We start from the raw sequence: 14,576 nt of genomic DNA on the forward strand, positions 1-14,576 counted from the left end.
TTGTATTTTTAATGGATGGTTTCAATAAGAAAAAGAAAAGAGAGGCTGATTAGATACTAAATAAGCATTTTTACTGAGTCTTTTTTACTCAGCCCGACTATCATTATGATAAATATTATGGAGTATCTGCTGATAAGCCGTGCGCAATGACGATTTTTGCGTATCGGCAATACCATTAATTTCTAGGCACTTATCAAACACATCCAACTCATTTAAGTCTTGTAGATTTTCAGAGGCTTGCTGTTGATTGAGAACTTTATTATAGTTACGCGGATTCTTTGTTAGTAACACTTCACAATTTAAGCCCTCTATCATGACGTTCACTTCTTCACGCAGCTCATTGACGATTTCGTCACCGTCATAAACCACTTCTAGCCAAATGAACTCTGAGGGCTTTAATGATTTTATCGCAGCAGCAATAGCGGTCAAATCACCTGTTATTTGTGCCAATTTTTGAAAACAAGGAATAGGAAGCGAGACAACCTGCATCTGACGTGACTCATCATGATGCAATAACAGAGAGGTTGAGTTAGATGTAACATTGGAAGTAGAGTGAGTGTGATGTATAGCAGCTGTTTGGTTAGAAAGTTCTTTATCCACACCATTTGGTTTTGCTATGATTTCTGCTGAATCAGGAAAACCAAATAAATCATCTATAAAACCAGTCGTTTGAGTGGCTGCCTTTTTAGTCACTTGCTTGATTGGTGGTAAAGGATGCTCAGTAAAATCGGTTGATGTTTTATCCTTAAAACCGTTTTCTACTGTACCAAATTTTACCAGCAATACTTGTTTTTGTTGCTTAGCCTCGCCAAAGCCCATGGCGATAGGTGAACCTGAATAACGAATATTTTCACGACCACCAACACGCTGCGGTACATGCAGATGCCCAAGTGCCACATAGTCAAAGCCATTATTGAACATATCAGCAGAGATTTGACCTAAATTGCCCACATATAGATCTCGCACACCATCGTCTTCCGTGGTCTTACTGCCAGCGGCAAATAAATGACCAGTGGCGATGATAGGAATCTGCCGTTGATGGGTTTTCGCTAGTTCAGCTTGTTTGGCTCTGGCAATCTCTGCAACACCATCGTAATGGGCGCGAATGCCTTTGATAACATTGGCATCTTTGCTATCCGCAGACTCGCCAGCCTGACTACCACGCACGTCACGGTCACGCAGGTAGGGTACAGCGGCGATAATACAATGCGGGTTGCCGTCTGTATCGTCTAACACCATTACTTCATCATTCAAGTCTTCACAAGCGGTACCGATAACATGGACGTTTAAAAACTTTAATACATTGCTTGGTGCATCTAAAAAAGTAGGGGAGTCATGGTTGCCCGCGACGATGACGATATGTTGACAGCATGACTTCGACACCTTGCCTAAAAATTCATAATACAGCGCTTGGGCTCTGTTACTGGGGGTCATGGTGTCAAAGATGTCACCAGCGACAATCAGTACATCCACTTGCTGCGCGCTAATAGTGTCTTGTAACCAGCGCAAAAACGCTTCAAATTCCTCGTAGCGCATGCGCCCATAAAGCCTGCGTCCTAAATGCCAATCGGAGGTATGAAGAATAGTAAGCGGTTTAATAGCAGATACGGACATAGTGAGGCTTAATGGTAAATAAAAGACAGCGATTATTCTAGCAAGAATTACTGTGGTTTGCTGTGCTTATAAACTTCTTGCAAAGCAGATTGGTAGCGGTAACGTAATGGATGATATTAAAAGATCCAATATTTAGTAATATCTAAGCCATCATTAATAAGGGTATGTTATGTCATTTATTAGATTATGCACATTGGCTTTGATTGTCAGCGCTTCTTTAGGGGCTTGCAATAGTTATGAAAAAGTAAGTCTTAATAATAAAGCGCATGTTGTGCAAGCTTCTGAGGCTATTATAGGTGAAGTGACGGAGGTAATAACGAAAGATAGAGAGCAGCAAACAATCACTTTGATGGCTAAAGATGGGCGCACTTATAAAGCCTTTATTAGTAAAGCTAATTTCGGTAAAGAAAATGCCTATCAAATACAAAAATTGGCTATCGGTGACGTTGTAGAAGTAATGGGAGAGCAATCGACATTACTAGCAGGGGTAGATAATAAAAGCCAGATTACGGTCCGTGCTATGCCTTATGTGTTACGTAAAATTATCGTCGCTGATCATCAAGAAGATTGCATTGGCGTTGGGCCGCAATCATGCTTGCTAACGAAACTTGCTGGACAGACGAATAGCCAAACAGGTTGGGAGTATCGATATAGTGGTATAGAAGGTTTTGATTATGAGCCGCATTACGAGTACACCTTGCTTATCAAGAATACAACAATCGCCAATCCACCTGCTGATACATCGTCCATTCATAGTAAGCTTATAAAGATAATTGAGAAGAAAAGAACGAAAGCATAAGTCTTAAAAAAGCCCTACCAATAAGTTGGTAAGGCTAGAAATTAGAAGGACTTTTAAAGGATTTTTGAGGTTGTGTTTTAGCCAATCACCAATTGTTCCACATCATCAGCGGTCGCTAAATTGGCTACCATCGATAGCGCATGTGCTTGCTGGTCTATAGGTTGTTTTGAATCTTTGTTCATAGTAGCTGATCCTTCACGTAGCCAGTTGCCATCTGTGTCTTGATTATTTTGCTGATTTTGTAGGTTATACCAAGCCAAATCATGATGTAAACTGACGACATCACCCATGATAAGCAGAGCAGGTGTTGGTAGCTGGTTTTTTTCTTGCAATTCAACGATATCGGCAAGCGTACCAGTCAATACTTGCTGATTGGGCATGCTAGCATTAGAGACGATGGCAATTGGGGTGTCGCTACTACGACCAGCCTCAGTCAAGCCCTCAGTCAAACGCGGCAGTGAATGTAGACCCATATAAAACACGACAGTTTCGTCTGTATTTAAGAAGCTCTTAAAGTTACTGTTGGGCGCGCCAGCCTTTAAAAACCCTGTCACAAAACGTACTGACTGCGAATGATCACGGTGAGTGAGCGGAATACCAGCATAGCTTGCAGCGGCATTGGCAGCAGTGATACCCGGCACAACTTGGTAAGGCACGCCGTGCGCACGTAAGCTCTCAATTTCTTCACCGCCGCGCCCAAAGATAAAGGGGTCGCCGCCTTTTAAACGTACTACACGCCGACCTTCTTTTGCGCTATTTACCAACAGCTCATTAATACCGAGCTGCGCTACGGCATGGTTGCTACGTTTTTTACCGACAAACACTTTATCGGCATCTCGGCGGCATAGGTCTAATACTTGCGGTGATACCAACGCATCATAATAGACGATATCTGCTTGCTGCATGAGACGCAGCGCTTTAAAGGTCAGCAGCTCTGGATCACCAGGACCGGCACCAACGATATAAACTTCGCCCATTACATTTTTTACAGATTGAGATTCTGAAAATGCATTATCTAGTGTATTTTTTCCACTGCTAGCGATCACTGCGGCTGTATGATCTAAATCCGCTTGCAATTGCGCCGCTGCTTCATTTTCATTACCCGCAAACATCAGCTGGCTGACTTCACCTTCAAAAGCGCGTTCCCAAAACTGGCGACGTCCTGTCAAGGTTGGGATTTTGGCCTTTACCTCGCCACGAAACTCGCCAGCAAGCTTTGCCAATTTTCCATAACCTTGCGGGATTAAAGTCTCTAAGCGCGCCCGTAATAGACGTGCCAGCACCGGCGCTTTGCCATTGGATGAGATGCCAATCACAATTGGATTACGGTCAACGATGGCAGGGAAAATAAAATCGCATAAATGCGGAGTATCAACGACGTTAACAGGAATATTCAGCTCGCTGGCGTCAGCATGAATTTGATGATTCAGCGTTTCATCATCGGTGGCGGCGATGATAACGCGCGCGCCCGTCATATAAGCTTTATTATAATTTTCATAAATCAGTTCGTGCTTGGCTTTGTACTTAGTGTGGCTGAGCAAAGTTTGTAGCTCATGGCTAATGCTTGGCGCGAGAATAGTAATAGCGGCGCCAGCGCGAATGAGTAAGTCAGCTTTACGTAGCGCGACATCACCGCCACCAACGATCAGCACTTTGCGGTCTTCTAATTTAAAAAATAGCGGAAAGGTGTTCATAGCATCACCAATGATTCAATCAATATAAAATATATCACCATTATGAGGTATCACAGGCGGACGCTCACCTAGTGAATTGGCATTAACATATTCTTTTTTGTCATGTTACTGATGATTTTTGCTAGGATGTGGAATAGCTGAGGAATAAAAATGCAGAATCGCGGCATAAAAAACCACAAGCTAACTTTTAAGCTTGTGGATGATAGATAATATTTGATGGTTAATAGCTACATGATGACTTGCATTGGATATTGGCAATGACGTCATTTAACGGACTGCCAAATTCTACTCAAACTCACTTAGCATCTTAGTAATGCGCGCATCTTTTTGTTGCCAAATATCCTCTAGCCAATCAAACATCATTTTTTTAGTGGCTTCATCACGGTCATAGCCGCCGTCCATGATGGCAGCAAATAATTCGTCTGGTATCTGTAGGCGAGTCACATCGACGCCCAAACGGCGAATATTACCCTTCCATAAATCATCATAGTCAGGCGCACCGTCTGGGTAGACGATTGTAATATCTAAAATAGAATCTAACTCATTCCCTAGCGCATTAATGGCTAATGACAAACCGCCAGCCCGTGGTTTTAATAAATGCTGATAAGGTGAGCCTTGCTTATCATGTTTTTCTTGGGTGAAGCGCGTGCCTTCTAAATAGTTCAATAGGGTAAAGGGCTTTTCTTTTAATAACGCACAAGCACGCTTTGCTTCTTCGATATCCTTACCTTTGAGGGCAGGATTTTTGGCAATCGCTTCTTTAGAGTGGCGGCGCATCATAGGGAAGTCTAAAAAGTAAAATGCTTGACCGATAACGGGAATGTAAATTAAATTAAACTTAGTGAAAAACCGCGTTAAAGGCAGGGTGTCTTGGCTGATATATTGCACAATACTCGTATCAACCCACGACTGATGGTTACTGACCAAGAGATACTGCTTATCTTCGCTTAGATCATCGGGCAGGTTGATGCGCCAGTCTTTATGAGGTAGGGCGTGGTCGATAACGGCATTATTAGTATTAATCCAATACTTAGTAATCGCAATTAAGGCATCATCGGTCAGTTTTGACCCAGTCAATACTTTCGCCGCGCCCATAGTCCAGACTGGTAGGCCAACTAACGCACTATTAGCAGTAAGGACGCTAACGCCCGTGAGAAAAGAAACCGCTTTGCCTACGACTGGCAGCTTATCATGCAGCTTTTCATAGAATGAATCAATTTTTTTTATTAAAGGCATATCAAATGTCCGTATTGATGAGTGTGGCAAAGCCATGATCGAGCTTGATTATAAAAATGAGCACAAGTAGCCGCAACGACGGGCAACTTCGTCCATAGTTTAGCTTTAAAAGGTTGGCTTAATGTTTAATGTGATGTTACGCCAGCTTTGAAGCCATAGAATACCTTAATGTTATCCGATAAAACGTTATTTATGCAACTAAAAGGGTGGATATGTGTCAGTTATTAGCTTATAAAAAATATCCAACATAGGCTAACATTGAGTGTTAGGTGACTATGTTAATCTAACCCAGATACAATCAGATAGAAAAAATCTTAATTTATAATATAAAAAACAAGGATGAATATTATGAAATTACAAGACAGAGTAGCTATTATATTTGGCGGTACCTCAGGACTCGGCGAAGCGACTGCAAAAGCGTATGCCGACGAAGGTGCAAAGGTAGTCGTCACGGGTCGCGATCAAGAAGACGGCAATCGCATCGTCAAAGACATGACAGATAAGGGTCAAGAGGCTATCTTTGTGCTTGCTGATGTGACAAAGAAAGCAGAGATTCAAGCGGTGGTCGATAAATCCTTAGAAACTTATGGTCGAATTGACATTTTATATAATGGTGCTGGCATCCATGATGGTTATGATAATGCCGTCGAGTTAGAAGAAGATTTATATGACAAACTGATGGCGATTAATGTTAAAGCACCATATCTCGCCTCAAAAATGGTGATTCCACATTTTATCAAGCAAGGGCGTGGGGCGATTATCAATGTTGGCTCACAAGCGACGCAAATGGCAGGTCCGGGTGGTTCAGCTTATGTGACCTCCAAGCATGCGGTGTTAGGCTTCACTAAGCAGTTGGCATTTGATTTTGGCAGTCAAGGGGTCAAAGTGAATATTCTATCGCCAGGTTTTATCGAGACCCCTATGACCGATGGTATTGATGATGAGCGTTTAAATCGTATCCCAGCCCAGCGCGCCGGCAAGCCAGAAGAGATTGCAGCGCTAGCGGTATTTTTAGCGTCTGATGATTCGAACTATATGCATGGCTCGAACGTCTTTATGGATGGTGGTTGGGTGCTTGGTCGTAAATAACGCTCTAAAAAAGCTATAAGCTATCTAAATCGAAAAAGCCCTTTTATTTTTAAAAGAGCTTTTTACGTTCAAAAATAGGTGTTTATTAAATTAAAAATATTATAACTGCGTATGCAAACCACACTCACGGCTTTCTTCTACTTTAGTTGGATCGAAGTAATCAAACTCGTTTGGTAGATTATGTTCTTCAAGATAAACATCCAAATCAGCGTCTGTTTTTTCAAACAATGGCGCCACTTTTAACACGCCGTCTTTTGATAGGCTAAGCACATCAAGTCCTTGGCGGAACTCCGTTTGATCCTTACGAATGGCATTAAACCACACATCTGGCTTCAGCTCATCTAGCGCACGGCGAAATGGCTCTAGCTTTACTTGGTCAGTGAATTCATCATGCTGAGGATTATCAATGCCTGGAATACCGTTCATGGTCGCGTCACGATACGCTGCCGTTTGCTTAGGGATATAGGTGATGACGTTTAAGTTTAAATCGCGAATAACTTTATTGGCAAATTGATACGTTGCATCGGTGTTATAGCCTGAGTCTACCCACAACACGGTGATATCAGGACGCTGTTTAGCAACTAAGTGCAAAATCGCTGATTCGTAAGGGCGGAAGTTAGTGGTAATGATTGGGTTTTTGGCTTGGTTTAATGCCCATTCAACGATTTGCTCTGGGGATTTACCTTGCAAGTCTTGGTTGGCTTGGTTGATATCTAGATTTGGGTGTAATTGGCTCATAATATATTCCTTAATGGTGGTTAATAATTTAAATAGCTAGGTCGTTAATAGTGAATTGAATATTTAATAATAAATTAGGCACCTGCAAACATCGGTAAGTCCGCAGCGTTGCGGCCGTCGTAGCTGCTGGCAAGCGCGTTAAAGGCTTGACTGATATCAGAGATAGATTGCAGGTCATGTGCGCTTATCACAAAGCTGTCTGCTCCTGCACGAAGTAGGTAGGCAATTTGATCACGACCAAACTTGCCAGCCATACGAATTTCACCTTGGTAACCAATTTGGCGCAGCGTTTGAGCAAAGCTAAAGCCGCGACCATCAGTGAAAGCGGGCACATGAATCACAATCAAATCTTGCTGTAGTAAAAACTCTGGTATACGCGTTAGTACTTCTGTGTCGCTGTCCGATGTCACCCAAACACCAAAACGGCTGGCATGTTCGGATAGCAATTCACGTACTTGTTGTAATAGTCCGCCAGCGATATTGCCTTTAGCATCTAATAAGTCGCTAAGTGGCAAGAGCACATCGAGCTTTTCTTGCTTTTGCAATAACTCAAGCAATGAGATGTGAGTTAGGGCAATGCCATCTGGTAGCTCATTGGTGCTAAGCGCCAACCAGTGATCGTTTTGACTGATATCAATAGCATCACTATTGAAAAGATGATGATTACCCATAGACCTTCTCCTTAAAGGGTGCAAGGCCAACACGGTCGACTAAATCACCAAAGCCTTCGACGTCATGCTCATTACTGACGCGTTGCTCTAGATAAACGTCGATTATCTTTTGTATCGTCGTCGCTACGTCATCAGATGGTACGGCTCTGCCTAGTATCTTACCGAGTTTGGCGTTATTACTAGAGTTACCGCCCAGGCTGATTTGGTACCAGTATTCGCCTTTTTTATCGACACCAAGGATACCGATATCGCCGGTATGGTGATGTGCACAGGCATTCATACAGCCAGACATATTGAGACGAATATCACCTAAGTCATAAAGGTAGTCGAGATCATCAAACTGCTTTTCAATTTGCTCAGCGATATTGTGGGTCGTCGCATTGGCAAGCGAGCAAAAGTCCCAGCCTGGGCAGACGATCATATCGGTTAAGGTATTGATATTTGGGCGGGCTAAATGTAGCTCGACCAGCTGTTGCCATAACTCGTACAGCTGGTTGGTTTGCACATCAGCGAAGACTAAATTCTGCTGATAAGTACCACGCAACTCACCAAAGCTATGTTTATCTGCTAGGTCGGCGAGGGCGTCCATTTGCGCTTCACTGATATCACCTGAAGGTACGTATTTACCATTAACCAAGCCCGCTTTTAAAGAAATCACCACGGCACGATAACCGGCGATTTTATGTGCGACGGTATTTTGCTGATACCAATTGGCAAAGTCTTTATCGCTATCAAGCGTTTGTTGTAGCTCTGACTGAACTTGTAAGGCATCGAAGCTAAGATAATCAGGTTCAGTGAAAAAACTGCTGGCAGTGGCAAAGTTGGCATCGGTCAATGTCAGTGGCCCGTCTTTGGTATGTGCTTCCCATTCTGCATCGACCAACTTAGCAAAGGCAGGACCGCCCATACTCTCAACCAATATCTTGATACGGGCTTTGAACTTATTGTCACGGCGACCATGTAAGTTATAAACACGCAAAATCGCATCTAAATAGCTGAGCAAGTGCTGGCGTGGTAAGAACTTGTTAATGGTTTTGCCAATAACTGGCGTACGGCCAAGACCGCCACCAACGATGACTTCAAAACCAAGCTCACCTGCGTCATTGGTTTTTAAATGCAGCCCAATATCATGAACTTGCGTCGCTGCACGGTCATTAGCCGTACCAATAACCGCAATCTTAAATTTACGCGGTAAAAAAGCGAACTCAGGGTGAAAGGTTGACCACTGGCGAATAATCTCGCAATAAGGACGTGGATCGGCAATCTCTTCTTTATGAATACCAGCATAAGGATCAGTGGTGGTATTGCGAATACAGTTACCTGACGTTTGGATCGAGTGCATTTGTACAGAGGCTAATTCTGCCAAAATATCTGGTACTTCTTCGAGTTTCGGCCAGTTCAGCTGCATATTGGTACGGGTAGTAAAGTGCCCGTAACCTTTGTCATATTTACGGGTAATCTCCGCTAATTTACGCAATTGGTAGCTGGCAAGTAACCCATAAGGAATGGCGATACGCAACATCGGTGCATAACGTTGGATATAGAGACCGTTCTGCAAACGCAGCGGCAAAAATTGCTCTTCTGGCAGCTCGCCTGCCAAAAACCGTTCGGTTTGGTCGCGGAACTGGGCGACTCGTTCTTCTACCAAGGTTTGGTCAGCGTAATTATATTGATACATGACGTAATCTCAATGTTATTTTAAAACGTAAAAGCTGCGACGAAAATGATTTGCGTGTGTACTTGATCTTATTGCCAGTCGCAAGGTAAACAATTCAGATTCACATCATATAAGCTTGCGTCTATAAACATAAATTCCTTTAAGACATATGTATATCCAAACACAGCATAAATTTTCATAACGAAAGTTAGGTAGCCTATGCTTATACAATTTATCGCTACTTATTTCATCACTACCTATAAAGGTTTTAAATCAATATGACATCACCTATAGCTAATCAAAAATTATCAAAACTTGTTCCGCCGCACGGTAGCAGCGAGCTTAAGCCGTTACTCTTAAAAGGCGATGCGCGCAAGCAAGCGTTGAAGCTTGCTAGCAGCTTACCGACGATTACGTTAAGCTCACGCGAGCGAGGCGATTTGATTATGTTGGGTATTGGCGGCTTCACTCCGTTAAATGGGTTTATGAACCAAGCAGATTGGCAGGGTGTGGTTGATAACATGCGCCTACAAAGTGGTGACAATGCTGGCTTGTTTTGGCCGATTCCTATTACTTTATCCGCGCCAAAAGCGACTGCCGACAGCCTAAAGCAAGGTGATAAAGTCGCGTTAGTTGCGAAAGATGGCGAGATTATGGGTGTCTTAACAGTAGAAGAAACCTATACCATTGATAAAGCTCATGAGTGCCAACAAGTATTCACGACTACAGATCCAGAGCATCCTGGTGTTCAGCAAGTCTTGGAGCAAGGCGATGTTAATATCGCAGGTCACGTTGAAGTATTAAGTGAGGGTGAGTTCCCAACCTTATATCCTGAGATTTATAAAACGCCTGCTGAAACGCGTGAAATTTTGGATGCCAAAGGTTGGCAAACAGTCGCCGCTTTCCAAACTCGCAATCCAATGCATCGCTCACATGAGTACCTAGCCAAGATTGCTATCGAGATTTGTGATGGCGTATTGATTCATTCATTGTTAGGTGCCTTAAAGCCAGGTGATATCCCAGCCGAAGTACGCCAAGAAGCGATTAAAACGTTGATTGACAATTACTTTAGACAAGACACGGTTATCCAAGCGGGTTATCCGCTAGATATGCGTTATGCTGGACCACGTGAGGCACTATTACATGCCGTATTCCGTCAAAACTATGGCTGTAGCCATCTGATTGTCGGTCGTGACCATGCCGGTGTCGGTGATTACTATGGCGCTTTTGATGCGCAAACTATCTTTGAGTATGTCGGTAAAGACGATCTCATTACTCAGCCATTAAAAATTGGCTGGACGTTTTGGTGTAATGCTTGTAATGCCATGGCTTCGGATAAGACTTGCCCGCATGATGCCTCTGAGCATGTCAAAGTATCAGGGACTAAGTTACGTAAGGCACTATCAGAAGATGAAGAGGTGCCAGAAAACTTTAGCCGCCCTGAAGTACTAGAGATTTTGCGTGATTATTATGCGGGTATCGCTTTTGATGAGCGTGCTGAGGTCAAGTTAGTCGGTGCCTCTGCGGTATAAGAAAACTTGAATAACAGCTACATAAAAAAGGGATCAGACAATAAATCTGACGCCCTTTTTTTATTCTTCTGAGATGTGCCTAGTTTTTTTCTAATATTTAAGTCTTTAATTCAACTCTAGATGTCCTGCCAGCTTCTGATACTCTCCAACGATCGAGCCACCACCCGAACAAAAATAGTTTAATGCATATTTATCTTGGCTATCAATAGTTAGGACATTGTCCTTAAATTGAAAAAAAGCCGTACTGTCATTGACCTTACTTTGAAAAATAACACCATGCGCATCGTCTTGACCCATAAGAGTGGCTTTAGCATCGAATTGGCATGTTGGTTTTTTTACATCGCTACGCGCACGCACCTTAATAGCAATCTGCTCATTCCCGTCTGCTTGAACGCTCACCCCAACCCAATCATAGCCTTGCGCGCGTTTGGCATACCCTTCAGAAGCGTAATCTCCGACGACTGCTTGTACCGCTGGCGTGACGGCAGCGATCGGTTGCTTAATGGTTTGGTTGTTCATACTGGGCGTCATATCATTACAGCCACTTAAGGTAAATAAAGCCGCAGAAGTCATTAAAAGTACTGCAAAAAAACGCGGGTAATGAACGTAACGAGGTGGAGACATGATCATTTAGTTACCTTTGATAAAGGAGTGATTAAGAGGGATGGTAGTTGCCTATCTAAGTGAATCACCTGACGGGCATGGGTGTAAGGGATAGTATCGTTTACCTAAAGGCTCGTCTACATACTAAGCAATGCCATAACTTACTCAAAAGTGTCTGCTTATCACTATATCGCAAAAATACTCGGAAAAAACAAGCAGTGTAGAATAACTAACAAACTTACTTATGCCAAGTTAATCACTCGATAAGCACATTTGTCACTAAGCGTTTCCCTTTCAGGCTGTTAGCATAACTCTCATCATCCATAGAACCGAATCTAAAGGATTGTAGACCCTAATAAGGTTGCCAATGCTTTAAGAAACGCTTCTATCAACATTATCGAGAGCCGTTATGCAAGCCACGAATCAAAGCATTCAAAAAGTATCTAATAAGCTTGAATTTAGCAATGCCACCTCATTTATTGAGAATAAAAGCAGGCCATCACAGGGTGCTCCTAACCATATTCATTTCAGTTTTAAGTTGGCCGGTGTGCTAGCCGTTGCCATGCTGATGACAGCCTGTAGTCCTACCGAAGCTACCCAAAACAGTACGAATGATGGCACGAATAGTGAAACAAAAGATAAGCAAAATATCAGCCTGCTTAACGTCTCTTATGATGTATCGCGTGATTTTTATAAAGACTATAACTCGCTATTTACCAGTATCTATCAGGGGCAACATACTGATAGTAAGGTCAGCATTCAGCAATCACACGGCGGCGCTAGTAAGCAGGCGCTATCCGTCGCCAATGGTCTACAAGCGGACGTGGTGACCTTAAACCAAGAAAGTGATATGAATATGTTGGTTAAAAAAGGGCTGGTAAAAACGGATTGGCGCGAGGCGTTTCCTGACAATGCCGTTCCTTATAGCACCACCATGATATTGCTGGTACGTAGTGGCAACCCAAAAAATATCAAAGATTGGGAAGATTTGGCGCGTGCGGATGTTGACGTGGTGATGCCCAATCCGAAAACCAGTGGTACGGCGCGCTATGCCTTTTTGGGTGCTTATGGCTCAGGATTGCATAAATTTAAAGAATCGGTCGCTCAGCCACAAAAAACTGATGCTTTTATGAAGAAAATACTCGCCAACGTTGTGACTTATGACAATGGCGCGCGCGCCGCGACCACCAGCTTTACCCAGCGCGGATTAGGGGATGTACTCATTACCACTGAAAATGAGGCGCATTTGGTGGCCACTCAGCATGCCAAAGATCAAGTGGATATTGTTTATCCTAGCTATTCCATCACCATTCATAATCCAGTGGCGATCGTCAGTTCGGTCACTGAGAAAAAAGGCTCGACTGACGCGGCAACCGCTTATCTAAAAGCACTGTGGGACAAACCTGCTCAAGAGCTGATGGCGCAGATGTATTTGCGACCGAGCAACAAAGAGGTGCTCGCGGCACATACAGGAACCTTAAAGGATATTCAAACCTTTGAGCCAGTTGCAGTATTTGGTGATTGGGACAGTATCATGGAGACCTTCTTTGTCGATGGTGGGCGTTTTGACCAGCTGGCACAGGTTAAGTAACAGGTAGCGCCGAAGCCATTTATAAGCCAAAGTCTTTGGGTTAAATGCTTAATTTATAAAATATTTAAGGTGACCCATAAGTTATGGCATTTAAACTATTGATAACCTTATCTTTATAAATACTATATTCCATTTTGGCAATAACATACGCATATTCATCATTAAACATAATAAGCTTGCGCTGTTAGCATACTTGCATTAACTAACCAATCCCTTTTGAGGCAGCCATGACATCATATACCACAGGTTATAAATATAAAAATAAAACGCTTAGCGCTCTCAGTATCGCCGGTGTGGCGCTCACTTTGGGTATGGCAGGTTGTAGCAATAGCGAAAAAGCTGAGCCAGCGACCAATGCCGAAGGCACACCAGCCGCTACCGAGGGGCAAGACATTGAACTGTTAAACGTCTCTTACGATGTGGCACGCGATTTTTATAAAGACTACAACCCATTATTCGTTGAGCATTATAAAGCGGAAAACCCAAACAGTAAGATCTTAATCAAACAGTCACATGGTGGCTCAAGTAAGCAAGCCTTATCTGTCGCTAATGGTTTGCAAGCCGATGTCGCGACCATGAACCAAGGCTCTGATATTGAGCTGCTTGAGAAAAAGGGCTTGGTTGAGGCGGATTGGCAAAGCAAGTTCCCTGATAACGCCGTACCTTTTACCAGTACCATTGTATTCCTAGTGCGTAAAGACAATCCAAAAGGCATTAACGACTGGCAGGATTTGACCAAAGAAGGCGTTGAGATTGTCATGGCCAATCCAAAAGTCACGGGTAATGGTCGCTATGCTTTCTTAGGCGCTTATGGTTATGGCTTGCATGCGTTTAATAAAGATGAAACGCAAGCCAAAAACTATGTGAAAGACATGCTTAAAAACGTCAAAGTCTATGAGAATGGCGGACGTGCAGCGACGACTACCTTTGTTCAGCGCGGTATCGGTGATGTTCTAGTGACCTTTGAAAACGAAGCCAACCTTGCAGCAACTGATTTTGGCTTGGGTAAAGTGGATATCGTTTATCCTAAATACTCTATCAAGTCTGAAAGTCCGGTAGCTGTCGTGAAGACAGTCACAGATAAAAAAGGCACCACCGATGCGGCAAAAGCATATCTTGATTACTTATGGAGCGAGCCTGCGCAGCAATTGGCAGCTAACCTATACTTACGCCCAAGCGTGAAAAGTGTGCTTGATAAAAACAGTGATAAATTGCCACCTATCGATACTTTCCGTCCCAATGACGCTTTTGGTACTTGGGATGAAATCATGGCTACTTACTTCAGCGATGGCGGTGTGTTCGATCAGTTAGCCGTTAATGCACCAAAGTAAGCCGCTAGTACGCTGACTGCG

The 14,576-nt window shown here is 43.2% G+C and carries 12 protein-coding genes; 5 read left to right on the forward strand and 7 right to left on the reverse strand.

The window, feature by feature from the left end:
* Nucleotides 1-84: 84 nt before the first annotated feature.
* Entirely contained in the window at nt 85-1,614 is a 1,530-nt protein-coding gene (locus JMW39_RS10655) for an exonuclease SbcCD subunit D C-terminal domain-containing protein (RefSeq protein WP_201546443.1), read from the reverse strand.
* 169 nt (nt 1,615-1,783) lie between these two features.
* Here JMW39_RS10655 and JMW39_RS10660 point away from each other — a divergent pair, with 169 nt between their 5' ends.
* Nucleotides 1,784-2,413, forward strand: coding sequence for a DUF4377 domain-containing protein (locus JMW39_RS10660; RefSeq protein ID WP_201546444.1), 630 nt, complete (start codon nt 1,784-1,786; stop codon nt 2,411-2,413).
* Between the two features lie 77 nt (nt 2,414-2,490).
* Here JMW39_RS10660 and cysG read toward each other — a convergent pair whose 3' ends face one another.
* Nucleotides 2,491-4,107: a siroheme synthase CysG gene (cysG, locus tag JMW39_RS10665; RefSeq protein ID WP_201546445.1), complete on the reverse strand. Its 1,617-nt coding sequence runs from the start codon at nt 4,105-4,107 to the stop codon at nt 2,491-2,493.
* A 285-nt stretch (nt 4,108-4,392) separates the two neighbouring features.
* Nucleotides 4,393-5,343, reverse strand: a complete 951-nt coding sequence (locus JMW39_RS10670) for an acyltransferase (protein WP_201546446.1) — start codon at nt 5,341-5,343, stop codon at nt 4,393-4,395.
* 348 nt (nt 5,344-5,691) lie between these two features.
* Between JMW39_RS10670 and JMW39_RS10675 the strand changes: the two genes are divergently transcribed.
* The gene (locus JMW39_RS10675) at nt 5,692-6,432 is read left to right on the forward strand and encodes an SDR family NAD(P)-dependent oxidoreductase (protein ID WP_201546447.1); all 741 of its coding nucleotides are present in this window, start codon (nt 5,692-5,694) and stop codon (nt 6,430-6,432) included.
* A gap of 99 nt (nt 6,433-6,531) precedes the next feature.
* On the opposite strand, the gene JMW39_RS10680 is transcribed toward JMW39_RS10675, so the two are convergent.
* From JMW39_RS10680 to JMW39_RS10690, 3 genes are all read right to left on the reverse strand, one after another.
* A complete protein-coding gene (locus tag JMW39_RS10680) occupies nt 6,532-7,170 on the reverse strand; it encodes a phosphoadenosine phosphosulfate reductase family protein (RefSeq protein WP_201546448.1) in 639 nt (212 codons plus the stop codon).
* Between the two features lie 74 nt (nt 7,171-7,244).
* Nucleotides 7,245-7,841, reverse strand: coding sequence for a DUF934 domain-containing protein (locus JMW39_RS10685; protein ID WP_201546449.1), 597 nt, complete (start codon nt 7,839-7,841; stop codon nt 7,245-7,247).
* Nucleotides 7,834-9,519 carry a nitrite/sulfite reductase gene (locus JMW39_RS10690; protein WP_201546450.1) on the reverse strand — a complete coding sequence of 562 codons (1,686 nt, stop codon included), beginning with the start codon at nt 9,517-9,519 and terminating at the stop codon, nt 7,834-7,836. Before JMW39_RS10690 ends, JMW39_RS10685 begins: the two co-directional genes overlap by 8 nt.
* Nucleotides 9,520-9,776: 257 nt before the next feature.
* Here JMW39_RS10690 and sat point away from each other — a divergent pair, with 257 nt between their 5' ends.
* Entirely contained in the window at nt 9,777-11,030 is a 1,254-nt protein-coding gene (sat, locus tag JMW39_RS10695) for a sulfate adenylyltransferase (protein WP_149489487.1), read from the forward strand.
* Between the two features lie 105 nt (nt 11,031-11,135).
* Here sat and JMW39_RS10700 read toward each other — a convergent pair whose 3' ends face one another.
* Entirely contained in the window at nt 11,136-11,660 is a 525-nt protein-coding gene (locus JMW39_RS10700) for a hypothetical protein (RefSeq protein ID WP_201546451.1), read from the reverse strand.
* A gap of 382 nt (nt 11,661-12,042) precedes the next feature.
* Here JMW39_RS10700 and JMW39_RS10705 point away from each other — a divergent pair, with 382 nt between their 5' ends.
* The gene (locus JMW39_RS10705) at nt 12,043-13,224 is read left to right on the forward strand and encodes a sulfate ABC transporter substrate-binding protein (RefSeq protein ID WP_201546452.1); all 1,182 of its coding nucleotides are present in this window, start codon (nt 12,043-12,045) and stop codon (nt 13,222-13,224) included.
* A 227-nt stretch (nt 13,225-13,451) separates the two neighbouring features.
* Nucleotides 13,452-14,555 (forward strand): sulfate ABC transporter substrate-binding protein, encoded by a 1,104-nt coding sequence (locus tag JMW39_RS10710; protein ID WP_149489490.1) that lies wholly within the window; start codon nt 13,452-13,454, stop codon nt 14,553-14,555.
* Nucleotides 14,556-14,576: the final 21 nt, after the last annotated feature.

The sequence above is a fragment of the Psychrobacter immobilis genome (assembly GCF_904846175.1).
Taxonomy (GTDB): Bacteria; Pseudomonadota; Gammaproteobacteria; order Pseudomonadales; family Moraxellaceae; genus Psychrobacter; species Psychrobacter immobilis_E.

Bases quoted from the DNA above. Each gene is read 5' to 3' on its own strand.
- JMW39_RS10680 (WP_201546448.1), bottom strand. From the start codon at position 7,170: ATGAGCCAATTACACCCAAATCTAGATATCAACCAAGCCAACCAAGAC.
- sat (WP_149489487.1), top strand. From the start codon at position 9,777: ATGACATCACCTATAGCTAATCAAAAATTATCAAAACTTGTTCCGCCG.
- JMW39_RS10685 (WP_201546449.1), bottom strand. From the start codon at position 7,841: ATGGGTAATCATCATCTTTTCAATAGTGATGCTATTGATATCAGTCAA.
- JMW39_RS10655 (WP_201546443.1), bottom strand. From the start codon at position 1,614: ATGTCCGTATCTGCTATTAAACCGCTTACTATTCTTCATACCTCCGAT.
- JMW39_RS10670 (WP_201546446.1), bottom strand. From the start codon at position 5,343: ATGCCTTTAATAAAAAAAATTGATTCATTCTATGAAAAGCTGCATGAT.
- JMW39_RS10705 (WP_201546452.1), top strand. From the start codon at position 12,043: ATGCAAGCCACGAATCAAAGCATTCAAAAAGTATCTAATAAGCTTGAA.
- JMW39_RS10675 (WP_201546447.1), top strand. From the start codon at position 5,692: ATGAAATTACAAGACAGAGTAGCTATTATATTTGGCGGTACCTCAGGA.
- JMW39_RS10700 (WP_201546451.1), bottom strand. From the start codon at position 11,660: ATGATCATGTCTCCACCTCGTTACGTTCATTACCCGCGTTTTTTTGCA.
- JMW39_RS10690 (WP_201546450.1), bottom strand. From the start codon at position 9,519: ATGTATCAATATAATTACGCTGACCAAACCTTGGTAGAAGAACGAGTC.
- JMW39_RS10660 (WP_201546444.1), top strand. From the start codon at position 1,784: ATGTCATTTATTAGATTATGCACATTGGCTTTGATTGTCAGCGCTTCT.
- JMW39_RS10710 (WP_149489490.1), top strand. From the start codon at position 13,452: ATGACATCATATACCACAGGTTATAAATATAAAAATAAAACGCTTAGC.
- cysG (WP_201546445.1), bottom strand. From the start codon at position 4,107: ATGAACACCTTTCCGCTATTTTTTAAATTAGAAGACCGCAAAGTGCTG.